Annotated in this window: 23 protein-coding genes; 6 read left to right on the forward strand and 17 right to left on the reverse strand. The window is 46.6% G+C overall.

What is annotated here, in order from left to right; genetic code table 11:
* The first annotated feature begins 81 nt into the window (after positions 1-81).
* Positions 82-2,100, forward strand: coding sequence for a TonB-dependent receptor domain-containing protein (locus tag ACLIIY_RS20450; RefSeq protein ID WP_434529265.1), 2,019 nt, complete (start codon positions 82-84; stop codon positions 2,098-2,100).
* A 117-nt stretch (positions 2,101-2,217) separates the two neighbouring features.
* Complete coding sequence (locus tag ACLIIY_RS20455) at positions 2,218-2,652, forward strand: EamA family transporter (RefSeq protein ID WP_434529266.1); 435 nt, start codon at positions 2,218-2,220, stop codon at positions 2,650-2,652.
* Here the strand turns inward: ACLIIY_RS20455 and ACLIIY_RS20460 are convergent.
* The 8 genes from ACLIIY_RS20460 to ACLIIY_RS20495 all read right to left on the reverse strand — a co-directional run bounded on the left by ACLIIY_RS20460 (position 2,649) and on the right by ACLIIY_RS20495 (position 10,941).
* Positions 2,649-2,801: a hypothetical protein gene (locus ACLIIY_RS20460; protein ID WP_434529267.1), complete on the reverse strand. Its 153-nt coding sequence runs from the start codon at positions 2,799-2,801 to the stop codon at positions 2,649-2,651. The genes ACLIIY_RS20455 and ACLIIY_RS20460 overlap by 4 nt on opposite strands.
* A complete protein-coding gene (locus tag ACLIIY_RS20465; protein ID WP_434529268.1) occupies positions 2,801-3,955 on the reverse strand; it encodes a winged helix-turn-helix domain-containing protein in 1,155 nt (384 codons plus the stop codon). Before ACLIIY_RS20465 ends, ACLIIY_RS20460 begins: the two co-directional genes overlap by 1 nt.
* A gap of 41 nt (positions 3,956-3,996) precedes the next feature.
* Positions 3,997-5,181 carry a multidrug effflux MFS transporter gene (locus tag ACLIIY_RS20470; protein ID WP_434529269.1) on the reverse strand — a complete coding sequence of 395 codons (1,185 nt, stop codon included), beginning with the start codon at positions 5,179-5,181 and terminating at the stop codon, positions 3,997-3,999.
* Positions 5,178-5,807, reverse strand: coding sequence for a recombinase family protein (locus ACLIIY_RS20475; protein ID WP_434529270.1), 630 nt, complete (start codon positions 5,805-5,807; stop codon positions 5,178-5,180). Before ACLIIY_RS20475 ends, ACLIIY_RS20470 begins: the two co-directional genes overlap by 4 nt.
* A gap of 192 nt (positions 5,808-5,999) precedes the next feature.
* Complete coding sequence (locus ACLIIY_RS20480; RefSeq protein WP_009701770.1) at positions 6,000-7,007, reverse strand: LacI family DNA-binding transcriptional regulator; 1,008 nt, start codon at positions 7,005-7,007, stop codon at positions 6,000-6,002.
* A 257-nt stretch (positions 7,008-7,264) separates the two neighbouring features.
* Positions 7,265-8,350 (reverse strand): porin, encoded by a 1,086-nt coding sequence (locus ACLIIY_RS20485; RefSeq protein ID WP_434529271.1) that lies wholly within the window; start codon positions 8,348-8,350, stop codon positions 7,265-7,267.
* Between the two features lie 177 nt (positions 8,351-8,527).
* The gene (locus tag ACLIIY_RS20490) at positions 8,528-9,544 is read right to left on the reverse strand and encodes a nuclear transport factor 2 family protein (RefSeq protein ID WP_005374772.1); all 1,017 of its coding nucleotides are present in this window, start codon (positions 9,542-9,544) and stop codon (positions 8,528-8,530) included.
* Positions 9,545-9,645: 101 nt separating this feature from the next.
* Entirely contained in the window at positions 9,646-10,941 is a 1,296-nt protein-coding gene (locus ACLIIY_RS20495; protein ID WP_020195592.1) for an MFS transporter, read from the reverse strand.
* Between the two features lie 338 nt (positions 10,942-11,279).
* Here ACLIIY_RS20495 and ACLIIY_RS20500 point away from each other — a divergent pair, with 338 nt between their 5' ends.
* Together ACLIIY_RS20500 and ACLIIY_RS20505 are read left to right on the forward strand one after the other, a co-directional pair.
* Positions 11,280-12,821 carry a sodium:solute symporter gene (locus tag ACLIIY_RS20500; RefSeq protein WP_434529272.1) on the forward strand — a complete coding sequence of 514 codons (1,542 nt, stop codon included), beginning with the start codon at positions 11,280-11,282 and terminating at the stop codon, positions 12,819-12,821.
* A gap of 11 nt (positions 12,822-12,832) precedes the next feature.
* On the forward strand, positions 12,833-14,203 hold the full coding sequence (locus ACLIIY_RS20505) for an L-serine ammonia-lyase (protein WP_005383410.1): 1,371 nt from the start codon (positions 12,833-12,835) through the stop codon (positions 14,201-14,203).
* A 164-nt stretch (positions 14,204-14,367) separates the two neighbouring features.
* On the opposite strand, the gene ACLIIY_RS20510 is transcribed toward ACLIIY_RS20505, so the two are convergent.
* The gene (locus ACLIIY_RS20510; RefSeq protein WP_434529273.1) at positions 14,368-15,807 is read right to left on the reverse strand and encodes a sucrose-specific PTS transporter subunit IIBC; all 1,440 of its coding nucleotides are present in this window, start codon (positions 15,805-15,807) and stop codon (positions 14,368-14,370) included.
* A 262-nt stretch (positions 15,808-16,069) separates the two neighbouring features.
* Between ACLIIY_RS20510 and ACLIIY_RS20515 the strand changes: the two genes are divergently transcribed.
* Positions 16,070-17,056 (forward strand): LacI family DNA-binding transcriptional regulator, encoded by a 987-nt coding sequence (locus ACLIIY_RS20515; RefSeq protein WP_009706545.1) that lies wholly within the window; start codon positions 16,070-16,072, stop codon positions 17,054-17,056.
* A gap of 125 nt (positions 17,057-17,181) precedes the next feature.
* Here the strand turns inward: ACLIIY_RS20515 and ACLIIY_RS20520 are convergent, their stop codons facing one another.
* Positions 17,182-17,418 carry a hypothetical protein gene (locus tag ACLIIY_RS20520; RefSeq protein ID WP_005449600.1) on the reverse strand — a complete coding sequence of 79 codons (237 nt, stop codon included), beginning with the start codon at positions 17,416-17,418 and terminating at the stop codon, positions 17,182-17,184.
* 540 nt (positions 17,419-17,958) lie between these two features.
* Between ACLIIY_RS20520 and ACLIIY_RS20525 the strand changes: the two genes are divergently transcribed.
* Complete coding sequence (locus ACLIIY_RS20525) at positions 17,959-18,132, forward strand: hypothetical protein (RefSeq protein WP_009706544.1); 174 nt, start codon at positions 17,959-17,961, stop codon at positions 18,130-18,132.
* A gap of 344 nt (positions 18,133-18,476) precedes the next feature.
* Here ACLIIY_RS20525 and cfa read toward each other — a convergent pair whose 3' ends face one another.
* The 7 genes from cfa to ACLIIY_RS20560 form a co-directional block, all read right to left on the reverse strand.
* Positions 18,477-19,622: a cyclopropane fatty acyl phospholipid synthase gene (gene cfa / locus ACLIIY_RS20530; protein ID WP_020195597.1), complete on the reverse strand. Its 1,146-nt coding sequence runs from the start codon at positions 19,620-19,622 to the stop codon at positions 18,477-18,479.
* Between the two features lie 7 nt (positions 19,623-19,629).
* Positions 19,630-20,631, reverse strand: coding sequence for a sulfite reductase subunit C (gene asrC, locus ACLIIY_RS20535; RefSeq protein ID WP_434529274.1), 1,002 nt, complete (start codon positions 20,629-20,631; stop codon positions 19,630-19,632).
* A 12-nt stretch (positions 20,632-20,643) separates the two neighbouring features.
* On the reverse strand, positions 20,644-21,444 hold the full coding sequence (gene asrB / locus ACLIIY_RS20540; RefSeq protein ID WP_009706541.1) for an anaerobic sulfite reductase subunit AsrB: 801 nt from the start codon (positions 21,442-21,444) through the stop codon (positions 20,644-20,646).
* Positions 21,444-22,472 carry an anaerobic sulfite reductase subunit AsrA gene (gene asrA, locus ACLIIY_RS20545; RefSeq protein ID WP_434529275.1) on the reverse strand — a complete coding sequence of 343 codons (1,029 nt, stop codon included), beginning with the start codon at positions 22,470-22,472 and terminating at the stop codon, positions 21,444-21,446. The genes asrB and asrA overlap by 1 nt, the downstream gene beginning before the upstream one ends.
* Positions 22,473-22,497: 25 nt before the next feature.
* Positions 22,498-23,289 (reverse strand): uroporphyrinogen-III C-methyltransferase, encoded by a 792-nt coding sequence (cobA, locus tag ACLIIY_RS20550; protein ID WP_354385307.1) that lies wholly within the window; start codon positions 23,287-23,289, stop codon positions 22,498-22,500.
* Positions 23,286-23,444 carry a hypothetical protein gene (locus ACLIIY_RS20555; protein ID WP_009706538.1) on the reverse strand — a complete coding sequence of 53 codons (159 nt, stop codon included), beginning with the start codon at positions 23,442-23,444 and terminating at the stop codon, positions 23,286-23,288. Before ACLIIY_RS20555 ends, cobA begins: the two co-directional genes overlap by 4 nt.
* Positions 23,445-23,698: 254 nt before the next feature.
* Positions 23,699-25,420, reverse strand: a complete 1,722-nt coding sequence (locus ACLIIY_RS20560) for a sensor domain-containing diguanylate cyclase (RefSeq protein ID WP_434529508.1) — start codon at positions 25,418-25,420, stop codon at positions 23,699-23,701.
* Positions 25,421-25,621 lie beyond the last annotated feature (201 nt).

The following is a 25,621-nucleotide window of genomic DNA, read 5'->3' on the forward strand; positions in this document are numbered from 1 at the left end:
TTGCTTGTCTTCGTCAAATAAAGGCTATTTAATGCGAACCATTATCATTATAAGTTCCATTAAAATTTATAGGTTTTTACCATGTCGAAGACGACTCCGTTTGCGCCAAAACCATTAGCAGTGGTGATCGGTGCGCTATGTACCTCTTTTTCCGTCTTTGCTGATACAACGCCAATCGAAACCGATGAGCAGCTTGTTGTAACAGCAACTCGTACCCAGATGGAGCTGAAAGACGCTCCAGCTTCTATGTCGGTGATCACCGCTGAAGACATCGAGAACGATCCAGGCATCACGCTGGCGGACATCGTGTCTAACGCAACCAGCGTGGAGTCAGACTTCGACAGCACACGTGCAGGTCGTCAGCAAATCTCGATTCGTGGTATGGATTCGAAATACACTCTGATCATGGTAAATGGCCGTCGCATGAGTTCGGCAAGTGCGATCGTACGTGGTAACGACTTCGATCTTTCTGCGATCCCAATGGATTCAATTGAGCGTGTTGAGATCATCCGTGGTCCTATGTCGGCGCTTTACGGCTCTGACGGTATGGGCGGTACGATCAACATCATCACTAAGTCACCAAGCAACGATTGGAGCTCGCAACTCAGCCTAGACAACACGACGCCAAATGATGGTAATGGTGGTCAAGAGTACACAGTGGGTCTAACCACGTCTGGCGCTCTGATTGAAGACACACTATTTGCTCGTTTCTCTGTTTCTCAAACGAGTCGCAACGCATGGCAGCCATACTCTGGCGAGAAAGGCGGCATCGATCGTGAAGAGGTTACTGCACTTGAAGATCGCGACAGTTTAGCGATGTTCGGTACACTTTCATGGCACTTAGCGGACAATCAATTTATCGATCTTGACCTTGGTTACAGCGACGACGAGCGTGATACAGCAGCAGAAAGTGGCACTACGGTTTTGTTCTCGGAGTCTCGCGTCAAACGTAACAGCCAAGCGCTATCGCATACCGGTTTTTGGTCTTGGGGTGATACGCAAGTTCGTTACTCACGTGAAAACGTAGAGAACATTGAAGCGGCAAACGATGGTGCTGATTCAATTGAAGAACTGACACAAATTTTTGAAGCATCAGCTACGACTTACCTAGGTGAAAGCCACACCGTGACGTTTGGTGTGGACTACCAAACTAGTGAGCTAACCAACCCAGAGCACATCGTGGGTAACAAAGCAGAAGCTTACCAAGGTGCGGTATTTATCCAAGACCAATGGGAAATGACCGATACGCTAATGGCGACAATTGGTGGTCGTTTGGATAAGCACGAGCACTACGGCGAAGAGTTCAGCCCGCGTGTGTACCTAGTACACCAAACAACGGACGACTTGGTACTGAAAGGTGGTGTGGGTAAAGCGTTTAAGGCACCAACCATGACGCAAAACCACCCAGACTTCTCGATGAGCAGCTGTAAAGGTAACTGTAACATCGTAGGTAACGAGGAGCTGGAAGCAGAAACCAGCGTGAACTACGAGTTCTCGGCGCTATACAGCGGTCGTAACTGGAACTTAGAAGGTGCGGTATTCCGTAACGAAATCGAAAACCTAATCGAACAGACAGACATCTTCTGTGAAGTCGGTACGTGGTCGAGTGCAGTGATGAGCTGTATTGATGACAATGGCGACCCTATCGATCGTGAACTGTCTAATCCGTACAAGTCTTACCAAAACGTATCGAAAGCCGTTATTCAAGGTGTGGAGCTAACCGGTAGCATTCAGTTCAATGAGCAATGGGCGATGTCTGGTAACTACACTTACTTAGACACCGAAGATAAGTCGACAGGTGAAGAGCTGAACGAGCGTTACAAGCACTCTGCATTTGCACGCCTAAACTGGTACCCAACTCAAGATTTGAACCTGTTTGCGAGCGCACGCTACCGTGGTGACCGTAAGATTGATTCTCAGCTAACGCAAGACGCTTACACCACGATGGATTTAGGTACGGTTTACCATGTGAATGACGCACTACGTATTCGTGCTGGTATCACTAACCTAACCGATGAAAGCGTATCAAGAGAGCTAGAAAACATCGGCTATGTTGAAGCGCCACGTACTTACTACGTTGGTATGACAGCAGACTTTTAAGCTCTAGTTACAGACTGATTAGATTGGATTTAAGTCGAATTTAATCGAAGCGAGACATGGCGTTGCAGTACACTCTGTAACGCCTTTTTTGCTTTTAGGGATGAATAGGAAAAGACAATGCTTCAAACTTCTTGGTTATTTTGGGCGCTTATGTCGGCGGTATTTGCGGCGATGACCGCAGTGTTGACCAAACTTGGTGTGGCGAACATCAACTCAGACTTGGCGACCTTTATTCGTACCTGCGTGATTCTTGTTTTGGTTGGTTTGATTGCTTACGCGACCAAGCAGTTCAGTGCCATTGGAGAGCTCTCGACCAAAGGCATGGTATTCCTGGTGCTATCGGGTTTGGCGACAGGTGCATCGTGGTTGTGTTACTTCCGCGCAATGTCATTGGGGCAAGCTTCTCAAGTTGCGCCGATTGACAAATTAAGCGTGGTGCTAGTGGCCATATTCAGTGTGGTTTTACTGGGAGAGAAGCTCAGCATGATCAACTGGATGGGGATTGGCTTGATCACCGTTGGCGTGATTTTGGTGAGCCTACAAAGTTCTTAAAGGTCACTATCACCTAAGTATTTCGTCTTTTGGAATAGCGAGAGACGGATGTCATTCAGAATCGATATGCAGAGTGCACGGGCTTGCAAGATAACAGTGTGGTTTCTCAGTACTTTGCTCTTCGATTCTTCGTACACTGTTCTTTTCATTACGTTCTTTGCCCTACTTTCTGAATCACAAACGCTTGGCACTGATTAAACTGCGCGAAAGCATGTAGTTCCTCTTCTAAAGCGACGAAAAACGCTTCTCTGTCTTTGAGCGAAGGCTCGGTGACTAGGTTAAGAACGTTCAGCGTTGAACTGGTTTTATCCACTTTGCAGTCGGCGCGAGCGACCAACTTTCCATCCCACAATATTGGCAAACAAAAATAACCGAACTGGCGTTTTGGCTCTGGAACATAACACTCTAGCAAGTAATCAAAGTTGAAAATTGCACTGGCACGTTTTCGTTGGATAAGCAGGTTATCAAATGGGGAAAGGATTTTAGCGCGTTTGCGGTTGAGCCGTTTGTCGAGCAAGTTCAGCGCATCGCTACAGGCATAGTAAGCTGAATTGTTGATGCTAATGGCTTCAATCTCACCCAAATCGACCAATTCGGACAGAGCTTGTTGTACCGGCTTCCTAACCCCTTTCAGTAGGTAAACCATTTCAGGCAAAGTGCCGAACCCATGAGATTTAAGATAGTTGAGGACTAAGAATCGCGCGTGTTCTTGCTCGGTTGGCATCGATGTATCAACGTATTGAGGCAGAACATGTGAGGTCAGGTCATACACTTTCTGGAAGCCGCGACGTTCGCTTATCATCAGATCGCCCTGCATGTATAAGTTCTCTAGGGCGCGTTTGGTTGGCTTAGTGTTCCAACCGTCGGTCTTATGATTGGCGGATTCGAAATCCTTTGCCATCAACGGGCCTTCTTGCTCAATTCTCTTCAAGATAGACGCCATCAAGTCGTGGTCTTTTTTGTACCAATGCTTCTGCTGATCAGATTTGATCGCCGCTTTGCGAGGTAAGCTATGACGGTATTGCGACATAGGTAAGTACGCCGCCGCATGAGACCAATATTCGAAGACTTTCTTTTCTGCCACCAGTTGGTCTAGGTGCTCAAGTTGGTAGCTTGGGTTTCGGCTCCATAAAGTATGATGGTGGGCGCGCTGAACGACAGAAATCGTATCAATCTGCACATAGCCCAGTTGTTCAAAAACGGCTAAGGTCTTTGCTTTGGCGCTGCCTTTGTTGCTTGTTAACGGCAACCCTTGAGAGAGCAAAGCCAATTTCTGTGCTTGTGCAAGATTGAGTGATTTCATATCGTTATTTGTCTTCCTTGTTACTTTCTATTGCCCGGACTCTATTGCTCTGAAGGTTGCTCAGTGGCAAAGCCTCGCAGAACGTTGGTTAGTGTAATGGTCGCGAAGACCACAATCACCAATGACAGATGCCATGCTTGGCTTAATCCGAGCTGCACCAATGCCATACTCACAATCGATGACACCACCATTTGGCCACCGCCCGACATCGCCGCAGCTGCACCTGCTTGTTTCTTATAGGGTTGCATTACCATGGCTTGAGCACAAGGTAGAGCGATAGCATTGCCTAAAATCATCAGCAGTTGGCCAAGCATTAAGTACAGCGGCTCAACAGGACAGAAGAACAGCCACGCTGCGGAACTGACGTGCAGGATTGGCGTGACTAATAGCATCTTCTTCGTGCCGATGATTGGGCGTACACGGTTACAGATACTGGTGCCGCAAATCATGCCGAACGCCGGAATCAGTGCCCACATCGCGTATTGATCGGATGTCATGCCGATTTGGTTTTGCATGATAAAAGGCATTACCGAAACAGTGGTGATCATCAAGCTGAAGTTAAGCCAACCGATGCTGGCAAAACTCATAAAGTAACGAGAAGTCAGTAGGTCACGATATTGCAGCAGCATCTTTTTCGGTGATGGCAACGCAGAGGTTTGTGTGATGGTTTCTTGGAAGCGAAATACGATCACAGTCCAAGCCAACAATACGTAACCCAACAGCGAGATAAACACCATAGTCCAGCCGAAGTGGGCGTTAATGAAACCACCAATAACCGGAGCAACTAATGGTGTGATAGAAGCAGCCATCGCAATGTAGGACAAAGCGACAGGGAGCTCAGGGCCATTGAAGCGATCACGAGTAGACGCTCGGGCTAACACCGCGCAACAGCCTGTACCTAAGCCTTGCAGAAAACGACCTGCTACCATGCCAGTGAAAGTATGGCTTAGCAAGATGATCATCAATAGACCGAGCATGGCAATCAACAAGCCAGCTAACAGCACCTTCTTACGGCCTAACGCATCGGATACCGGGCCATAGATAAACTGAGACGGGCCAAAACCAAGTAAGTAAACACTGACCAACAGCTGAGCTTGGTCGAGGGAAATATCGAAATCTTTGGCGATCCAAGGCAAGGATGGGAACACCAAGCCCATACTGAGCTGACCAACACTGATGATGAGACACGCCAGCAAGATGGTTTTAAATTCAATCGGTCGACTCATGATTTTTCACCATCGCCACGGCGGCGCAGGCTTCCTTCGTCATCAAACTCATTCAATTTGGCTTTCACACGTTTGACCGTCGATAGGCTGACTTCGCATTGTTCTGCGACGCTTTGTAGCGTATTGCCTTCCAGAAGCAAAGTTGCAATGTGTTGATGTTTCGCTTTGTCTGCTGGGCGACCTCGGAATTTCTGCTTCCACATCTGTGGGTCGTCTTTTAGCGCTTTTCGGCCTTGTTCTGCGGCGAACAAGCGATGTTGAGTTTGCACTTGCCCGTAGCCAGAAAGCAGCGAAAGCAGGGTTTGCGTTTGTACGGAACCGGGTTCAAAGGTCAGTGGTTCACAAACGGTTTTTAGGATGACACCTTTGTTAAGCAGGGTTTGAATCGTGCTTAAGGCTTGGCTGAAGTCTCGGCCAAAGGCGGTTAGCCACCAAAGTACAACGGTGTCGCCGGTTTGCACCGTAGTTAAGAGCTGTTGAAAGGCTTGTCGCTCGGCTGGTGGCGTGCAGCCGCGTACCTTGTCTTCAAGGTGAGTTGCTTCAGGAGCAAAGGCTTTCAAAGCGTTGAGCTGCTCAGGGTAAGCTCGGTTTTTTGGCGAGTGCCGCGTATAGAGAAAGGTAGCCATGGGTGCAATGCGTCTCTTGAAATTGGTTCACATACTGTAATGGTCCATAAATATACAGAGGTTCATTAGTAACCACAACACCAAATGAACCATTGGCTCGAAATCTTAGAAGTAGAAGTAAAAGATGAGAGGCAAGAGAAAGAAGAAATGAGGGAATAAAAAAGCCAACCGCTTGGGTTGGCTTCTCTGGGATTAGGCTTTGGTTGTGCTGCGCTCTATCAATTTGACTGGCACCATCATCTTCACCAAGCTGCTGTTTTTATTGTTGATTTGATCAACGATAATTTTCACACACTCACGCGCTAAACGACGGAAGTCTTGGCGGAAAGTGGTCAGTTGGTAGCTCAACCATTCTGTTTGTGGAATGTTGTCGAAGCCGATGACTTTCAGATCTTGAGGGATACGAATACCACACTCAATACGTGCAATGTCCATTACCGCCATTGCGAGGTTGTCGGTCGCACAGAACACGGCTTCTGGACGATTCTTATCGGCCAGCATCGCACGTACTTTATCCAGTGAACTTGCGTAGTCGTAGCTTGCTTCAATGATGCGTGGTGTTTTACCCGTTAAGTCTTCAAACTCAGCGCTGAAGCCACTTTGACGCTCGTCGTTGGTAAAGGTTGGTACTTCACCCGTCAGGTAAACCGCGTTTTTCACCCCGCTTTCGTGCAGCAGTTGTGCCGCTTGTTGGCCAGCTTCGTAGTTGTCACTGATAACGTAACTGCTCTTAGTGCCTTCTACGACGCGTGCATACTGAACGATAGGGATATTGAATTCTTCACACTCTTCATACAGTGATTTGTTGAAGGTAGCGGAAGCGGCAATGACACCATCTACACGGTATTGGAAGATATTCGGGATCGAATGGTTGTCTTCATCATCCACTTGCCATGGAATCAACACCGCTGAGTAGCCTTGCTTCTGCAATTCACTTGAAATCAATTGAAGTGTTTTCATGTGGATAGGGTAGTCCGCATCTGGGAATACCAAACCGATCAACTTAGATTCGTTGGTGGTCAAGCTACGTGCAAAAGCATTTGGACGGTAGTTTAGGGCTTTCGCGGCTTCGAAGACCTTTTGCTTGGTCTTTTCAGATACTGAGCTGCCCGGAACAAACACACGCGATACAGTAGATTGAGAAACGCCAGCCAGTTTGGCAACGTCCTTCGATGTTACGGTTTGTTTTGCAGGATTCATGTGAGTTGATTCATAAGTCAGTTTAACTGTGACTAGGTTAACACAAATAGGTACGTAGTCATAAAGAGAAATAAGCAAGATTTAAGTAAATAAAGGGTTAGATTGTCTTTGGTGGCGCAATTTGGGTAGTACCCAAGTCACATTTCATGTTTTGCATACGAAAAAAGCCTTACCCAAAAAAGGTAAGGCTTGCTCTTATTTCCCATTTCCACTAAATCGAATAAGTTACGTAACCGGAATAACTTATCTCGTGGTTATCAGAAGTAGTAGCGAATACCTGCCGCGAATTGATCATCACGGTTTTCGAATTTGCTGCCATCGTACTGATCTTTACCTAGGTCGAACTGGTATTCAGTCCAAACTAGGAATTTGTTCTTCTGGAAGTGGTATTCAAGACCAGGAATCAGCAAGTTACGCTCGTAACCTTGCGTCTCGTCACCACGATCTTCCATGTAGTTGTAGTTCAACGTTGGGCGTAGGCCGTTGTCGAAGTGGTAGTAAGTGTAGATTTCGCCACCTAGGGTATCGAACATTACGTCCGTACCGCCTTGGCTCACTGCTTCCCAGTTTTCGCCAACGTGGAAAGTCGCACCTGCGTAGAAGCCACCGTTGCTGTAGTTTGCGCCCAATAGCATGATACGCATGTTGTCGCCGTTTTCTACGCCAACTACGCTTGCGTCTAGATCCGCCACTTCATTTTGATGGTAAGCCGCACCAAGTGTTACGCCATCAACCGGTTTGTAAGTGATCGACGCACCCATGCCGTTTTTCAGTGAGGCTGTCGCATTGCTTGCTAGAGCAACATCTTCACGCGTGGTTTGGTAAGTAAAGCCGTAGCTCACTTTTTCATTGACTGAATTACGGTACGTGATTGAGTTTTCTGCACGACCAGCACCGGATGCGATACCCCAGTCAGCTAGGTTGTAAACACCTGAGCCTCGAGTACCGAATACACGACCTAAATCGGTGTACCATGCTACGTCGTAGAAGGTAGACCACTGCTTAGTACCCGCAGCAATCTTGCCGTATTTTTCGTGATCAACACCTGCGTATAGCAAGCGGTCGTAAATGTTGTCGCCGTTCGCGCCAGAGTTGTAGCCCCATTCAGCGTGACCGAAACCAGTCCAGCCGTTATCCAGACCCATTTGGCCTTTCAAACCGAAACGTGAGCTGCCGCTGTTCCATTCGCCGTTGTCATCACCGCCACGGTCTTGGTAGCGAAGATCGAAACGGCCATCGATGGTTAGGCTGTCGCCAGCGTCATTAACAAAAGTGTGTGCAGCAAAGGCTGAGCTAGAAGTAAGCGCTGCTAAAATCACTGCAGAAAGGGTCGACTTTTTCATCATCAATCTCATTATTCAGGGCGCAGAAAGCCACCGTGCGTTCATGCCCGTTTTGAATAAGGGTTCTATCTTGAGGTTGTGCCCCATCCTTGAGGCACGAGTTGGGAGCATGTCGCCTGAACCGAGAGGGGATTCAGGCAACATAAAGGCGGGTTGACAGTCCGCCCCTAGGACTTCTTATAGAGAAGGGTTTAGGATCTGTTGAGTACGCTCGAACACGTCTAGACCTTGCTGTTTTAGCCAGTAAGGTAGGTCGATCAGTACCCAGTTCTCAGATAGCTTGTCGCCGTCACGGTAGTAAACGTCAACCACTTGCATGTCTGCGCGTACTTCACCACCTGTCATACCTAGGAAACCACCGATTGGTGTGTTAGATAGGTTTGGCCAGCCGAAGAAACAAGAGAAGTTACCTTCTGCGAAACGACATACGTGGCCGTTAAACTTCTTGTCTTTCAGGTTGTTACGGAACGGCAATTGGTGCTGCTGTTGGTAACGAGGAATTGTGTAAGACGCACCGATACCACATGGACCGTACCAGATCATGTCTTTAGACCAGCTCTTCTCAAGAACTTCTGGTGGGCAACCCATAGCGCCGCTGTCGTTTAGTGCAGATAGGTCATCAACCATCTTGTTCACTAGTGCTAGTGTTGCTACGCCTTCTTCTGGTGCTGCGTCTTCGAACAGTAGACCGTCGTGGTTACGAGGACCAGGGTATACGAAGTGCTTACCTGTTGATGGTGGTAGTGGGTAACAACCCGCTTGGTCCATTGCACCTAGAAGGTCTAGGAATAGGCCAGTCTTAGTGATCTTGCCGTTTTCAACACAGTTAAATTCTGCGTAACGGATGTTCATGATTTTGCCAGTTGGGCGCATGCCTAGGTATTCAGCGTCGAATAGACCCATGAAGTGACCCATGCTCATTACCCAGATTTCACCTGATGTTACTTCGTTCTCACCACCGATGAAGATGTCTTGACGACGCTGCATGCGAGTCATTGATTTCATCAAAGGAGCCCAGAAAACGTCAGCCGCTGCTTGAGCGCCTTGTTGCTCACGGAATGGGTAAACACCACGCCATAGGTAATCTTCTGAAGTGTGTGCTTTTAGTACTTCTGCCACGTTCTCGTGAGTTGCGTTTTCCATTGCGCTGAAGTATTCACGTACAACGCGTTTCGCTTCTTGATATTTAGACATAATAAACTCTCTTATTTGCTGTCGAGTCGGCTTTGGGAACAGGACTCGAAATTAAGTTTTTTCATCCGGCCGGGGAGCCAGCCGGAGTTTTTGAAATTCAGTTACGCTTTTGCTGCTTCGGCTTTTTTGCTCTTATCGAACACGCCGCCTTTTAGTGTCTCTGGCAGTGATAGCCATAGAAGACCAGCAAGGATCCATACGATTGGTGACCCCCACATTGCGGTTTGTAGGTCGGTACGCTCTTGGATGAAGATAAGTACCATTGGTGCCCACATACCCAGGATACGACCGCCGTGGAATAGCGCCGCGCCGTAGCTACGTAGGTGTGCTGGGAACAGTTCTGAGAAGTAACCACCCCATACCGCTGAAGAAGACAGGCCGAAGTTGTAAATCAGACCAAGTAGAGCCAGCATGTTTAGGCCGCCAATCACCATGTCGCCAGGTGCAACAAAGAAGATTGAAACCATGATGCCCGCTAGGATGAAGCCAAATGCGTTCACCTTACGACCGAATTTGTCAGCTACCCAACCCCAGAACCACGCACCAAACAGTGAACCAAATGCTGAGATAGAGAAGATGAGACCGATGGTTGCACCGTCGAACATACGTACATCACGTAGGTAAGTGGTTACGAAGCCACCAAAGAATTGGAAACCGTAGAAGTTAAGGCCAGCCAGTAATAGACACGTTAGTGTGATCTTACGGTAAGGCTTGCTTAGCATTTCGCCCCAAGAGCCTTTTTTCTCTGGTGCATTTGATTCTTCTGCTTTTGCTTGCTCTTCTTCACCGTAAGCGATCACTTTGCTGTCGCTAGGTAGTACAAAGATCATGACAACAGCTGCTGCCAGTGGTGGGATACCACCTACAAGCATTAGGCTTTCCCATGGTGCATCAATGCTTGCAATAAATGCTGCATACGCACCCATTACCATCAGTGCTACAGAGAACATAGAAGACGCGAATGCCGTCAACTTACCACGTACCGTTGGCGTAAATAGGCCGATCATTAGGCTTACTGCCACGGTGAAGTAACCACCCAGTGACAAACCAATGATGAAACGCATTGCTGCCCACGTTGTGTAGTCGGTGAACATCATATTGATGATCGTTGCGCCACCGTTTAGGGCTGTGATGGTAATAAGAGTGGATTTCTTACCAAATTTTGTTGCGAACCAAGCACAGCTCAATGCACCGATAAGTGCACCAACCGACTGCCATGTATAGAATTGGGCAGTGTCTGACAGGCTAATACCATCATACGCTTCAACGATGTATGGGCGTACGTAGTCAATAATTACAAAGTTATAACAATAGAAAAAGTAACCAACCAGTATCGCTAGATAGGCAGCTACCCTTTGAATCATAGGAACTTCGCTCATGTGTCTTTTGGCATTCATGACCGATAAACCTCTATTTCACTTAGGATTTGTTGCTATTCAAACTTAATGAACACGATCTTATTTGGATCATCTTCGATTTCGTGTCGGGGTGAATCATAGTTTTTTTAAGGTTATTAGATCCGTGATCAAAATCAATTTTAAAATGAATGCGTACCCATTTTGTAGGTTTTAGTGACAAGGATCTCACTAATCGGCGTTTTTGGCGATTTTGAATACATTTTCGCCTATATTGGTGATAATAATCACACTTACAGTGGGATTGTCGTTTAAAAATGCCTTTTTACAGTAATATCTGGGCATAATAATTAGCTACCCAGAATTAGGAAAACCTTAAAATGGTTACGTACTCAAGTTTTGTGGTGATTGCGTTATATGTAGCAATTACCATACTAATCAGCTATTTAGTGAATAAGCGCTACAGCAATGGTGGCGACTTTTCCACGGGTGGAAAGCAATTTGGCTGGTTTACGGCGGGTGTTTCGATACTTGCGACTTACATTAGTGCGATGACGTTTGTAGGGATGCCTGGTTGGGTTTATAGCTCTGGCATGGAAGCGATGAGTATTCACCTTAACTATCCCATCGTTATCTTTTTCACTGTCATTTTCTTCGTACCAGTCTTTTATAAGCTGGGTCTGACTTCAATTTATGAATACCTTGAGCACCGCTTTGGGGTGTATGCAAGAACCATCAACTCGATTGTGTTCATTGTGGTTCAATGTATCTCAGCGGGTGTGATTTTGTATGCCGTGGCGCTGATCTTAGTGCAAGTTCTGCCTATCAGTATTTCTGAAGCCATTATCTACATTAGTATTTTCACCGCTTGCTATACCTATGCGGGCGGGATTTCCACGGTTATCTGGACCGATATGTTGCAATCTGCAGTATTGGTTGCGGGCAGCATCGCTATCTTTGCCATTCTAATGGCAGAGATTAATGCGGCAGATTACCTTTCTCGTGATCACTTGAATATCATCAACTTAGACTTTGATTTGGGCGTGGATACCACACTCTGGGCTGGCGTGGTTGCCGTGAGCTTTTTGCATTTGAGTGTGTACGGCACCAACCAATTGATCATCCAACGTACGTTAGCGACGAGATGTGAAAAGACGGCGCAGAAGTCGATGCTGTTGTGTGGTTACGGTGCGTTTTTCGTGTACTTGTTCTTCGCGGTACTCGGTGTTCTTTTGAGTGTTTTCTATCAAGATCAATCGTTTGAAAACAGTAACGAAGTGATTTTGGATTTTGTATTCAACCACACTAACCCTATTGTGGTTGGTTTGATCATTTCCGCATTGGCGGCGGCCGCAATGTCGACGCTGGACTCGACCTACAACTCGATGGCGACCGTCGCGACGTTCGATATCTACAAGCGTTTCGTTCGCAAGAGTGCCGATGATGAGCACTACGAAAAAGTCGCAAGAAAGATGAGTTTGCTTGCTGCGGCCATGGTGGTAGTGCCAGCTCTACTGGCAGTATCGAATGAATCGGTACTCAAAACCATCGCTAGTCTGACTTCTATCTTCGTTGGTATTCGTTTGGGTTCATTCGTGCTTGGTTTATTCTGGGCGAAAGCCAATGAGAAAGGTGTGATCGTTGGCAGTATCATGAGTGTGATTGCGGTGTTTACTGCGATGTATCTCGACGTGGCTTGGCCGTGGTTCGCGCCAATTGGTACATTCGTCTTCCTTTTGTTTGGTGTGTTAGTGAGCCGTCGTTGGGGCGCTGTGACTGCCGAGCAACAAATCTTTATCAATAATCAAAAACATCTTTTTGCAAAGCCAACCGCAAGCCATTACGGGCTGTTGGTGTTCGCTGTGGCGACCATCGCTGCTTGTATGGTTCTCCCTGATTGGCTTTATGCTGCATTGTCGTAATAGGTAAGTTTATGCTGTCCATCTTTGATATTTACAAGATTGGTGTGGGCCCTTCTAGCTCTCACACCAATGGTCCAATGATCGCGGGCTACCACTTCACTCGTTTGATTGAATCGAACTTGGCAAAAGTGGTTCGTATTCAAGTCGATTTATACGGTTCACTTTCGTTAACGGGGATTGGTCACCATACAGACCGTGCAACGATTTTGGGTCTGTTGGGTAACAAACCAGATACCATCAAAATCGCTTCAGCGAACAAAGCGATGCGCAAGGCGATTGAAGAGGGCATGATGTCTGTCGATGGCCGTCATGAAATCGAATTCAACTACAAAACGGACATGTTGTTCCATGAAGAGAACCTTCCTCTGCATGAGAATGGAATGACGATTACTGCGTTAGATGCGCACGGCAATCAGGTTGGGTTTGAAACTTACTACTCTATCGGTGGTGGTTTCATCGCAACGGCGGATGAACTGCAAAATGGCAGTGCGACTGCTCCCGTAGAAGTTGAGTTTCCATTCTCCAGTGCGGACGAAATGTTGGCACAGGCAGAGAAGAACGGCATGAGCCTCGGCGGCATGATTCTAAAAAACGAACAAGCGTTTCAGGATATGGAAGCCATTAATCAACGCGCAGAACAGATCTGGCGTGTGATGACGCGTTGCATGGAGCGCGGTTTCGAGACAGAAGGTATCTTGGATGGCGGCTTGAATGTGACCCGCCGTGCGCCAAACTTGTTGAAGAAGCTTGAAGCAAATGCAGCAATCGAAAACGATCCAATGGAAATCATGGATTGGATTAACCTGTTTGCTTTTGCTGTGAGTGAAGAAAATGCGGCTGGTGGACAAGTAGTAACGTCGCCAACCAATGGTGCGGCGGGTGTGATTCCGGCGGTATTGATGTACTACCATCGCTTCATCAAAGAGCTCGATACTAAACAGCTTAAAGACTTCCTTGCTGTATCCGGTGCGATTGGCATCTTATACAAAACCAATGCGTCTATCTCGGGTGCCGAAGTGGGTTGTCAGGGCGAAGTTGGCGTGTCTTCTTCCATGGCGGCAGCTGGCTTGACCGCGCTGCGTGGTGGCAGCAATGAACAAATTTGTATTGCGGCCGAGATTGCCATGGAGCACTCGCTAGGCATGACTTGTGATCCAATCGGTGGCTTAGTGCAAGTACCGTGTATTGAGCGTAATGCGATGGGTGCAATGAAAGCGATCAATGCTTCTCGCATGGCATTAAAGCGTAACAGTAAATGTTTGATCTCGTTGGATAAGGTGATTGAAACCATGTACCAAACGGGCAAGGACATGAACAAGAAATACCGCGAAACGTCACTGGGTGGATTGGCTTTGATTCACCTAGCGCCGCCTTGCGAATAAGCACAAAAAAAGCCAGTCAGAAACCTTCTGGCTGGCTTGCTACTCAAAGCGAGTGGCAGGGGGATGATGCCCCACAACCCCACCTTACTGCTCGATACTACTGAGCCCCCGATATCGAACAAGCAAGATGAGACTGTGTTGAATGGGCAAGGAGTTAAAACTTCTTATGCTGTCGCTGTCTTTGCTTGTTTTGCTTTATCACGCATGCCCAATACAACGGTCAGAACAAAAGCAGTTGCGAACGCGATAACCATGCCGACAATGTAGTAACCAATCTTATCTGGTGCGATAGAAATAATGCCTGGCAGACCTGCAGCTCCTAGTGCTTGCGCTTTAACGTTAAATAGCGTGATGAATGCACTCGCGACCGCTGAACCGATGATCGCAGCGATAAATGGGTAGCGTAGCTTCAAGTTCACACCAAACATGGCTGGTTCCGTGATCCCAAGTAGACCAGTCACCCCCGATGGCACCGCGATGCCTTTCATCTTGGTATCTTTAGTAGTAAAGCCAACCGCCAGTGCTGCAGCACCTTGTGCAACGTTCGACATTGCCGCGATAGGGAAAATGAAGGTACCGCCAGTGGTTGCGATATCAGCCAAGAGTTGGGTTTCAATCGCGATAAAGCTGTGATGCATGCCAGTGATAACGAACGGTGCGTAGATAAAGCCAAATAGCGCGCCACCCACAAAACCGGCTGAATCGTAAAGCCAGTTCAGACCATCACCCAGCATAAAGCCAAGGTCACGCGTAAACGGACCAACTAGGGTAAACGTTACGAAACCCGTAATGAAGATCGCCAGCATTGGTGTGAGCAAGTTATCCAATACAGATGGAATGACTTTACGTAAACCAAGTTCAACCTTAGCCAAAATGAATGCAGAAACCAAAACAGGCAGTACCGAACCTTGGTAGCCAACCTTTTGGATTTCCAAACCCATGATGTTCCAAGTCGGTACCGTGCCGGATACAGAGGCGCTACCAAAACCCCAGCCGTTAAGCAGATCGGGGTGAACCATTAACATACCCAGCGCTGCGCCCAAGAATGGGTTACCGCCAAACTTCTTTGAAGCTGAGAACGCCAATAAAACAGGAAGGTAAACAAATGGTGCATTCGCGAAGGTGTTGATCATATTGGCTAAATCGGTCAGCCCAGGGTAGGCATCAATGATCGATTTCCCCTCAATTAATAGGCCCTGCGCCGTTAAGACATTGAACAGACCCATCAACAAACCACCTGCAACGATCGCTGGAATGATCGGAACGAAAATATCCGACAATCCTTTTACTGCACGTTGAATTAGGTTTTGTTTATCCGCTCCGGCAGAAGCAACATCGTTGGTCGACATCTCAGCCAAGCCAGTTTGCTTTGCCATCTCCGCGTAAACTTGGTTTACGATGCCAGAGCCGAAAATGATTTGGTATTGACCCGCAACTTTGAATTGGCCTTTTACGCCATCAAGGTTGCCGATCGCTTCTTCGTTGACCTTTTCTTCGTCTTTTAGCGCTAAACGTAAACGTGTTGCGCAGTGAGCAAGGGCTTGAATGTTTTCTTTACCGCCTAAATGCTCAAGTAGTTGTTTTGCTATGACTGGATAGTTCATTGCACACCCCGATTGGTATTACTTGTCTTTAATTGAAATAAATATTGTTTTGGTTATTTTTGGGAACGTTTGCAAAGCGGATTTTTGATGATTAATGGCAACGGGTCAAAAGATAAGGCCAAATTATGTGAGAACGATCGTTATATTGGGTGACAATGATCCGCTTAACGAGGGTAAAATCACGTTAATCCTTCATGGGAAGTGGCAGATTTCTGCAAACAATCCCAATAATCAACAATGACAAAGATGGAATAGGGACAATATGGCGAGTTTGCACGATGTGGCGCGTTTGGCTGGCGTATCCAAATCTACAGTATCCCGTGTGATCAATAATGAATACGGGGTAAAAGAAGCGACGAAAATCAAGGTGCGCAAAGCGGTGGAAGAGTGTGGCTATGTCGTCAACCAAGTCGCCAAAGACCTAAAATCGCAAAAGACCAATTTGATTGGTGTGATTGTGCCTCGTGTTTCATCCCATGCGATTTCTCAGGGTGTGGATGGTTTAACCGCGATCATTGAGCAAGCAGGCAAACACGTCCTGTTAGCGAATACTCACCAAGTGTACGAAAAAGAAATTGAGTACATTCAGATCTTCAACCAGAAGCGAGTTGAGGGCATTATCCTTTATGCTACGCACTTTGATGCCGCGCTGAACAAGGCCATTCAACAATCCAATGTTCCTGTCGTATTGGTAGGGCAAGATGGGTCACTGCATAACGTACCAAGCGTGGTGCACGATGACGTTCGGGTTGGCTTTGAAGCTGGTAATCGCTTAGTCGCCGCGGGTTGCAAGCAGATTGGTTTTATTGGTGTGCAAGGTGAAGACATCGCTGTTGATGTACAGCGCTCGCAAGGGTTAAAGCAATCTTTGGACTTTCATCAGCAAGCTTTATTGTTCCACGCGCGCGGTGATTTTTCGATTGAATCTGGCTATCAGCAAGCAAAAGAACAGATGGAAGCGTATCCTCATTTGGACGGGCTTTTCTGTGCCACCGACCGTATTGCCGTAGGTGCGGTTAAAGCACTTCGTGAGATGGGTGTAAAAGTGGGAGAGCAAGTTCGCGTACTCGGTGTGGGTAACGATGAACTGGCAAGCATTAGTATTCCAAGCCTATCTACCTTCAACTATGCATTTGATAAAGCAGGCGAAAACGCAGCAAAAATGTTGATTGAACGAATCGAAGGTCGAGGAAAAGAGATGAGTAAAGTTGTGCTTACTTTCCAAAACATTGAGCGTGAAAGTTGCTAAGGTGAGAATATTTTAGAGAACGTTCCCGAAGGGGGTGCTAAAATTGAACGTAAAGCCGATGTGGAAAAGACGCATCGGCTTTATTTTTGGGTTTCTTTCGAAGCGCGACAGGTGAGCTTTTAGGCTTATCGCAGCAAGAAATAAGGCGTATTTACGTAAGCATGCCCTGCGGAAATCGCGTAAGGCAATACCACCTTGCCAACAGAAACCGCCGTGTTGACCAGTGGTTGAACGTTGATGTTCGCGTTCATCAAGGTTGGGCGAACATTGGGGGCGAGGCGATAATGACCTGGTGTAGACACGCAACCAGAAAGTGTTGACGTGAATAGCAGTGCGATGATGATTGATTTGATGGCTTTCATAATGGTTACTCTCAATATTTTTATTGTGGCTCTGGTTTTGGTTTTCTGTATGAGCCTTGGTTGAGACGAAGATTGCCTGAGCGTGCACAGTACGACCATCAATGCTGAACAAGTCACAGTTAAGAAGACTAAAAGTAACGATAGGCGTTACTAAGTATGAGTAATTGCGATGAAAGTCATTAAACCTGATGCTTTAGTCATGCCTTTTGAGACTTAAATAAGTAAAACGATAAGTTAGAAGCTCTCGATGGGGTAGGAGAGCGAAGTGGTGATTCAGAGCTGCTTTGAATTGTTATCAGAAATCGAATGTTATACAAATAAATCGAGTTAGCTTAGATACTCATATTATTGAGGTTTATTATAAAGACAAAAATAAATTACCAAGTTTGATTTATTGCATCTAAAATAAAAATAACTATTGAGAGTTGGATTAAATTACTTTTTAATAGCCTCAGATTCAATATCTAATAAATCATAACTGCGTGCGGATTTTACATATCAAGTAGTACGTTTTTAGAGTAATTATAGAAGGAGAGTAATATGAAGAAGTTTGTATTGGCTGTACTGATTATGCTCATCGCGCCTTTGTCTATTGCGAGCAGTGAACGCAATATGCCTGATTCTTCAAGGTATGAGGCGTGCCTGATTGATGGCAAGGTTGTCATGATGCAACCCAATATGTGTTATGCCATGGGTGGTCGCCGAGGCGGTTAATCAGCAAAACTCTGTTTTACGAAAAGTCGCGTAAGCGGCTTTTTTATTATCTATTTAAGACCTAAATAAAATAGAAATGAAAAGTTAACTAAAATTATTTTCTTTGCTTCTTTCTAGATAATATATTTTCGTTCAATTAAGTGTAGTTAAGTAAATATTGAATTGTATTTACGAATGAAAGCGTAAATTCTTGTAATATATACCCAAGTAACCTCTCGCTAATGACGATGTTTTGAATCTTTCACATTGAAGTCACTTGGGTATAAAAAAAGCCAGAATGAAACCGCCCATTCTGGCTTGGAGCTAAACGAAGGTGCTCAAAACACAATCTGGAGGCAGATTGCTTACATGGAACGTACGGTCAATGGTCGGCGGCGACCAATTTTAGTTAGGGCGAGCTGCCACAAACTCAAATCTCGTGAGCGAAAGGCGCCAGCACAGCTGAGTAAGTAGTATTTCCACATGCGGTAGAAATCTTCACTGTAATCGCCTTTGATTTGATTCCACGAGTGTTGGAAGTTGGAGAACCAGCACATCAGGGTTTTGTCGTAGTCTTCACCGAAGTTGTGCACATCTTCGATGTTGAATCGATCTTCCATCGCCTCTGCGAGGTTCTTCATCGATGGAATGACACCATTTGGGAAGATGTATTTCGAGATCCACGGGTCCGATGCAGTAGTGCTGTGGTGTGAACCAATGGTGTGCAGCAAGAACACGCCATCGTCTTTCATGAAGCGCTCTGCGCACTCGAAGTATTCCGCGTAGTTCTTCGGTCCCACGTGTTCGATCATACCAATCGACACTAGGCGATCGTATTGCACGGTGGGCTTGAACTCGCGGTAGTCCTTCAAAATGAAGTTCGCGACTACGCCGTTTTCTATTGCCAGTTTGCTGCCGAGCTTCTTCTGCTCTTTGGATAGAGTCAGACCATCGCAGATAACGCCGTACTTCTTCGCTGCGTAAATCATAAAGCTTCCCCAACCACAGCCAATATCGAGAATACGCATCCCTGGTTGCAGATCGAGCTTGCGACAAATCAAATCCATCTTGTGCTCTTGCGCTTCGTCCAACGTTGCAGCTCGATTCCAATACCCGCAGGTGTAGGTCATGCGTGAATCGAGCATCTTTTGATAAAGCTTATTGCCGATGTCGTAATGATGCGGTACATCGAATTTACAGCGCTCAATGCTTTGTGGGTTAACCCAGCTTTTCAGTTTTAACTTCGCAGCGGAAGAGGCGAACTTGAGCTTTTCAGCCAGTCCTAGTTTGCCTTCAATATCGTTTAAAAGTACGCGCTCAAAAAACTGATCCAAGCGGCTGCAATCCCACATCTTGGACATGTACGCTTCCCCTAAACCCAAGGAGCCTGACTGCATCACAAGCTCATACACTTTTGGGTTAAACACTTGGATATCCCACGGTTTAGAACCATTGATAGTGATACCTGCTGGGGCTAACGCCTCTTTAAACATCTCTTCTAGTTTGTTCATACTATGCCTATTTCACGTGCATGTTCGCTACGTATTCATCTTCTGCCCAATACATACGTTCGGCGACTTTGGCTTCCGGATTTAGGCTAACGCCATCTAAGACGCGCTCTCTAAAACGCAAGTAGCCGCCTTTATCAATCAGATGTCCCATGTGGAGGTAAATCGGCTTACCGCCCAACATCTCTTTTTCAAATTCGAACAGATTGTCGATGAGAGGGTGTAGGACGTCTTCCGTTACCCAATTGAGGAACATCTTGCCAACGCGAGGGGTCTTCTTCGAAGTTCGACCGCCCAGTTTGACCATATAGAATTGTTTTGGAGCTCGACGCCAGGCCAGTGTTGGACAAGCAAGCACACATTCGCCGCAGCCAATGCATTTGCTTTCTTCCTTCACCGCTTTACCGTCTTTGAGTGACAAGCAATCTACTGCGTGGTGCGCACAAGCTTTGACGCAGGCGCCGCAACCAATACAGCGATGACTTTCGAAATTAATCTTGGCGATACCTAAGATGCCAAAATCCGCCATATTGGCTTTGGCACAGTCGTTCGGACAGCCTGCCATGACCATTTTTAAATGGTATTTGCTAGGGTAAACGTGACGCTCCATTCGCTGCGCCAAGCCAGTGGTATCGGTATTGGCTTTCTGGCAGATTCGACTGCCCTGACACGCGACGATATTACGCCCACCAATCGACTGATAACCTGCTTGTGTGTCTTCGACATCAATGCCGCACGTATCGACGGTGATGTCTTTGATGAATGGCTCCAGCGCTTTGTTGACCTCTGGAATGTCTTCATAACGAATACCGGGCATCGCCAGTTTTTGTCGCGTGGTGAGGTGAATGACACCATTGCCCCATTTTTCGGCGATCTCTTGCGCAGCACCGAGTAAGTATGCGGGCATAATGCCACCCGGAATGCGCACGCTGATCATGCACTCGCCACGCACTTTCGATAGGCGGTAATCGCCATTGGCGCGCATTTTGATGATATCTACGTCCATCGTCATTGTGATTCCCTCCTAATCGATCATGGTTCTGGCGTGGTCATAACGGAAAACCGGACCATCCAAGCACACGTATTTGTCGCCAATTCGGCAGTGACCGCATTTACCAACTGAGCAAGCCATTCTGCGTTCGTAGTCGACCCAAATCTGGTCTTCTTGAATGCCTCTGGATAAGAAGTCCTGCACGACGAACTTAATCATGATCGGTGGACCCACTACGATGACACGGATGTTTTCTTTGTCAGAGAGGTCAAGCTTGCTGATGTGTTCGGTGACTAAGCCGCTTTCATAGAAGTGTTCGTCGCCACCGTCATCCAAGGTGGTGATGACGTGATTGGAGTAAGACCAATTCAGCAAGTCGTTTTTGTACAACACGGCATCTTGGTTTTTGAATCCGAGGATCAAAGACATCTTCTTCACATCACTTGGGTTGTTGTGAAAGTAGTTAATCAGCCCTTTAACCGGAGCAACGCCAGTGCCGCCCGCGACCACAATGAGGTGTTTATCTTGGTATGCTTCCATCGGGTAGCCGTTGCCCATTGCGCCGCGCATCATCACGCGATCACTGGCGTTTAATTGAAACAGCTCGCTGGTTACCTTGCCGACATTACGTATCAGCAAGTCGACGTAACCTAAGCCGTAATCGGAGACTGAAATAGGTGCTTCGCCCACAAGGGATAAACCCACTTCGACAAATTGTCCGTAATGCACTGGAAAGTCACACGCAACGCGAAAATTCCATTCCAGTTCTGTGTGCTTTTCGATATGAATAATCGGGTAGCTTTGCGGCAGCATTTTGTTTTCACAATCGCACATTAGAGCGCCTCCTCTACAATCGATGTCATCTTGTTGATGATGTTGCTAAATGAGATGTAGTGAGGGCATCGGTCGTCGCAGCGTCCGCATCCAACACACATATGGTGTTCGCCTTGGCGAGATTTAAAGTCGTTGACCTTGTGTAAGGCGCGATAACGTAAGCGCTCTCCAGTTTTATGACGGAAGCTGTGACCGCCTGCCATATCCGAGAAGCCATCAATCATACAACTGGCGTGTTGGCGGCGACGTTCACCCACTTTGGCTTCTTGGTTGTAAACCACATCAAACACGTTGAAGCAGGCACAAGTCGGGCATGAGGAAGTACAGCGACCGCAACCAATGCAGCGTGAATCGTATTCTGACCACACCGGATGGCTAAGTAACACTTCACGTATTTTCGTTGGGTCATCGCAAACCGAATCTGGCGTGCGGACTTTGACCGGATTGGACTTGACGAAGCTGACACTGTGCTCAACGTCTTTGCCTTGTGAAAAGTAGGGCGCTAGCTCTGGATCTTTAATAGTGACAATGGCGCCGTGGTCACTAAATTGTACTGAAGCGGCGAAGTTATCGGTTTTGTTGGTCCCCATAGAGACACAAAAGCAGTTTTCGAAACTTTCGCTGCACTCAATCAGTACAAGTTTGAGTTTCTGGCGCAGACGTTTGTAGTAGAAGTCTTTGTGGCCGCCGTTTTCTAAAAACATGTAATCAAGACTTTTGAGCGCATTGATGTCACAAGCTCTGAGAAACAGAAACACAGGGCGCGCATCGATACTGGATTCTCGCAACTCGTCGGCGTTAAACCAAAACAGAGTTTCCGTGATCGGAAAGACGATTTCTTTGGGTGAAAAATGGCTTTTCTCTTTCCACTCCAGTTGGTCGTAACGTTCCAATTCTTGGTAATCTAAATTTGGGGTATGGGCAAAACGACCTGCGTATTCCTCATAGACGGGCGCCATCACCTTATAGCTCTGACGTAACGCCTCGATCGCCGAACCCATTTGCTGAGTAGTTAAAAACTTAGGCATTGTTCTATCTCGTTATTTTCAAAAACTAATGAATCGTGCGTTCTAAACAGGGCTCGGCGGTGGACTCAAACCATTCCAGTGAATGCGAAAGGGAAACCACGTCTCCCACCACTATGATTGCTGGCAGTGGTGGTTTTTGCGTTTTGCAGGTTTCATACAGTCCGGCTAAGGTAGTGACGATCTTGCTTTGATTTTCTCGTGTCCCATTGCTGACGATGGCACAAGGTGTATCTGGCGCGAGACCGTGTGCAATGAGGTTGTCTGCGATCGCTTCTGCTTTATGTAGCCCCATGTAGAAAATAAGGGTGTGGTCGATGGCGGCAAGTGCGCTCCAATTCGGTTCGCTAGCATCATTACAGTTTCGTCCCGTTACCAAGGTTACACCCCTCGAAACTTGTCTATGAGTGACCGGTATCCCCGCGTAGGCGCAGCATCCAAGTGCCGCAGTTACACCCGGTACAACCTCATAGTTGATGCCTTGCTGTGTTAAATAGGTCGCTTCCTCACCGCCTCGACCAAATACAAACGGGTCGCCCGCTTTTAAGCGACATACCGTTAGACCTGTGATTGCGTAGCCCTTCATCATTTCGTTGATTTCTGCCTGCGTTTGCGAACACTTCCCGTAGTGTTTTCCCACGCAGATCTTTAGGGTTTTTCGTGGGATGACGTCCAAGACTTCTTCCGAAACCAGATGGTCATAAAGCACGACATCAACGCGATTAAGCAGACGAAATGCTTTAATGGTAAGCAGTGACGCATCGCCTGTGCCTGCTCCAACCAAATAAACCTGACCATAAGATGGATTGGATGCCTTCATGAGAAAATACCCCAAATCAATACAACGAATAGGATGGCGGCAATAACCCAATAAAGAACCTGATGGACGTTATCGCTGACCCAACCTAGTTCTTCTAACATCTCGCTAGTCAGGTCTAAATTTATCTGCTCTACGTAATCGTCCAGTTCTTTCATTTTCAATTGGCTTCGTGCAATCCCCTGATGCATTTAAGGTTATTGATGAGAGCCGTTAAGTTAAATCAAAGAAAAATAAACACCTGTTCAGAACTGATTAACAGTTGGGTATTTGGGGGCAGAATTTGCGTCGGTTAAAAGACGGGAAAAGAGAGAAGTGTCGTGTAAGATCTTGTGACTTAACTGACTGTAATAGAAATAAAAAAGCCAGAGCGATATCTGCTCTGGCTTTGTCTTCTTTCGTAAGAAATTCGCTATGCTGCTTTGAGGTGGCAGACGCGATTCTTGCCCAATCTTTTTGCTTGATAAAGTGCTTTGTCAGCTTGCTCCACTACATGGTGATAGCTGGTTTCTAATGGCGTAAACCCAACACTTGCCGTAAATCGCACATCGCCACAACCCAATGTGAGATGGCTTCTTTGCAACGCCGTTAGGAAGTTATCAAGCTGATGTTTGGCATCAAACTCGTCATTGGCTTGGAACACGATGGCAAACTCTTCACCACCATAACGTGCTAAACAAATCCCTTTTGGTTTAGGGAAGCAATCACGCATCACTTCAGCTGTTTTTTGGATGACTAAATCACCGACTGGGTGGCCGAATTTATCGTTGATGTATTTGAAGTTATCAATATCGACCATCGCGATAAAACGGTTCTCTGAATCAAGCTCTCTCGACACTTTTGCTGCTAAGCACGCTTTGTTTTCGAGTTGCGTCATTGGATCTTGATGGCGCAAACGGTCATGTAATTTCAGGTTTGCCAACGCCACTTGGGCGTAGTTTTGAATCAAACTGAGCACGCATTTGTAGGTTGGGAATCGGCAACTGACGTAAGTCACGCCAAGCAGCTCTCGTCCATCAAACAATGGGATACAGTAGTGGTTACTGTTGATCTTGAGCTTTTTCGTCAGCTCGTCGCCGTACTTCTTCGTTCTGTACGTTAAAGCGCTATGAGAAAAACGCGCCGCGAGTTCCGCGTCGGTTAACACCAGCTTTTTATTGCCGTGATAATCGAGGGTGTAAAAGCTGTAATTCAAGCTGTCGTATAAACAGAACTGTATGCCTCTGTGGTAGCAAAAGCGATCCAAGACATGCTTGAGTTGGGTTTTGAACTCACCAACGCTCTCTGTGCCATTTAGGCGGGCTAACGACAAATGCAGTTGGTAAGTGAGGTAGTTGATTCCGATGGCGAGCGCGAGCAGGGAGGCGATGACACCGGCCGTTAGCGTGAACGGATAACTGCTGTTAAGGATATCGGCACGGTCTGTACCTGCGACAAACACCCAGTTTAAGCCGTTGTCTGCATCGAAGACTGAAATCTTAAAGTTATCTTGGTAATAGTATTCGTGTTTACCGAACAGTAAGCCCGATGCAACTTTATCGCTGATACCGCCATGATAACTTACTGAGTAATCACCGATGCGGCTTGGATCTGGATGGAATACCAAGCGTTCTGTATCTCTGTCTACGACAAACACATAACCTTTATTCAATGTTTTTAGACCACGCAATTGCTGAGTGGTATGAAGAAGATCGAACTCAAGCCAAAGTTGGTATTTTAGATTTGGATTGACGTGCTTGATGGCGAATACCCAGCGTTGTTGCGGGTTTTGGTACAGCGAAGAGATAGAGAATTTATCGCTGACAGTATCCAATTTATGCCATTGAATTGCGCTGGTGTCTGCTTGTTTGATTTGACCAGATAGGCCATAAGCGACGCTGTTGTTTGATGTGGTATAGAGGATATTGGAGTATTGCGGGGAATAGTCGATGATGCCTTGGCTTAGTTCCCGGAAGTCAGGATCATTGAGGTCTTGTTTGCTTGCTTTTAATGCGGTCTCTAGAAGATAGAATTTGCTGAAAGCCGCTTCGATTTGGGAGTGGATCAACCGTTCTGCAGTGATGATATTGGTCTGTGATTGCCGATAGACCATCGACTCGGAATCGACTAACTGAGCATAAGCCAGATAGACCATGAAACCTGCGAGTAATAGCAGGTAAGGCCGCAGAATGCGGATTAAGAATTTAGGTAAAGCCATATGCCAAATAACGTTGTATATATTATAAATGTGATTTGGCTAGCAATATTAGATTAGTTTCACTTGTGCATCAATGCGTATGGTGTGCTATTTGAGCTGATTGCTGTTTATGTATCCGAAACGTTGATAAAACAAACC

Origin of the sequence: Vibrio sp. K4 (assembly GCF_051122595.1) — a bacterium.
Lineage (GTDB): Bacteria > Pseudomonadota > Gammaproteobacteria > Enterobacterales > Vibrionaceae > Vibrio > Vibrio owensii.

Excerpts from the sequence above, each read along its gene's own strand:
- asrC (WP_434529274.1), bottom strand. The coding sequence starts at position 20,631 with ATGACGATGGACGTAGATATCATCAAAATGCGCGCCAATGGCGATTAC.
- cobA (WP_354385307.1), bottom strand. The coding sequence starts at position 23,289 with ATGAAGGCATCCAATCCATCTTATGGTCAGGTTTATTTGGTTGGAGCA.
- ACLIIY_RS20450 (WP_434529265.1), top strand. The coding sequence starts at position 82 with ATGTCGAAGACGACTCCGTTTGCGCCAAAACCATTAGCAGTGGTGATC.
- ACLIIY_RS20505 (WP_005383410.1), top strand. The coding sequence starts at position 12,833 with ATGCTGTCCATCTTTGATATTTACAAGATTGGTGTGGGCCCTTCTAGC.
- ACLIIY_RS20465 (WP_434529268.1), bottom strand. The coding sequence starts at position 3,955 with ATGAAATCACTCAATCTTGCACAAGCACAGAAATTGGCTTTGCTCTCT.
- ACLIIY_RS20485 (WP_434529271.1), bottom strand. The coding sequence starts at position 8,350 with ATGAAAAAGTCGACCCTTTCTGCAGTGATTTTAGCAGCGCTTACTTCT.
- asrA (WP_434529275.1), bottom strand. The coding sequence starts at position 22,472 with ATGCCTAAGTTTTTAACTACTCAGCAAATGGGTTCGGCGATCGAGGCG.
- ACLIIY_RS20510 (WP_434529273.1), bottom strand. The coding sequence starts at position 15,807 with ATGAACTATCCAGTCATAGCAAAACAACTACTTGAGCATTTAGGCGGT.
- ACLIIY_RS20460 (WP_434529267.1), bottom strand. The coding sequence starts at position 2,801 with ATGAAAAGAACAGTGTACGAAGAATCGAAGAGCAAAGTACTGAGAAAC.
- ACLIIY_RS20490 (WP_005374772.1), bottom strand. The coding sequence starts at position 9,544 with ATGTCTAAATATCAAGAAGCGAAACGCGTTGTACGTGAATACTTCAGC.
- ACLIIY_RS20520 (WP_005449600.1), bottom strand. The coding sequence starts at position 17,418 with ATGAAAGCCATCAAATCAATCATCATCGCACTGCTATTCACGTCAACA.
- ACLIIY_RS20475 (WP_434529270.1), bottom strand. The coding sequence starts at position 5,807 with ATGGCTACCTTTCTCTATACGCGGCACTCGCCAAAAAACCGAGCTTAC.
- ACLIIY_RS20455 (WP_434529266.1), top strand. The coding sequence starts at position 2,218 with ATGCTTCAAACTTCTTGGTTATTTTGGGCGCTTATGTCGGCGGTATTT.
- ACLIIY_RS20480 (WP_009701770.1), bottom strand. The coding sequence starts at position 7,007 with ATGAATCCTGCAAAACAAACCGTAACATCGAAGGACGTTGCCAAACTG.
- ACLIIY_RS20495 (WP_020195592.1), bottom strand. The coding sequence starts at position 10,941 with ATGAATGCCAAAAGACACATGAGCGAAGTTCCTATGATTCAAAGGGTA.
- ACLIIY_RS20560 (WP_434529508.1), bottom strand. The coding sequence starts at position 25,420 with ATGGTCTATCTGGCTTATGCTCAGTTAGTCGATTCCGAGTCGATGGTC.
- cfa (WP_020195597.1), bottom strand. The coding sequence starts at position 19,622 with ATGAACAAACTAGAAGAGATGTTTAAAGAGGCGTTAGCCCCAGCAGGT.
- ACLIIY_RS20525 (WP_009706544.1), top strand. The coding sequence starts at position 17,959 with ATGAAGAAGTTTGTATTGGCTGTACTGATTATGCTCATCGCGCCTTTG.
- ACLIIY_RS20500 (WP_434529272.1), top strand. The coding sequence starts at position 11,280 with ATGGTTACGTACTCAAGTTTTGTGGTGATTGCGTTATATGTAGCAATT.
- ACLIIY_RS20470 (WP_434529269.1), bottom strand. The coding sequence starts at position 5,181 with ATGAGTCGACCGATTGAATTTAAAACCATCTTGCTGGCGTGTCTCATC.
- ACLIIY_RS20555 (WP_009706538.1), bottom strand. The coding sequence starts at position 23,444 with ATGAAAGAACTGGACGATTACGTAGAGCAGATAAATTTAGACCTGACT.
- ACLIIY_RS20515 (WP_009706545.1), top strand. The coding sequence starts at position 16,070 with ATGGCGAGTTTGCACGATGTGGCGCGTTTGGCTGGCGTATCCAAATCT.
- asrB (WP_009706541.1), bottom strand. The coding sequence starts at position 21,444 with ATGTGCGATTGTGAAAACAAAATGCTGCCGCAAAGCTACCCGATTATT.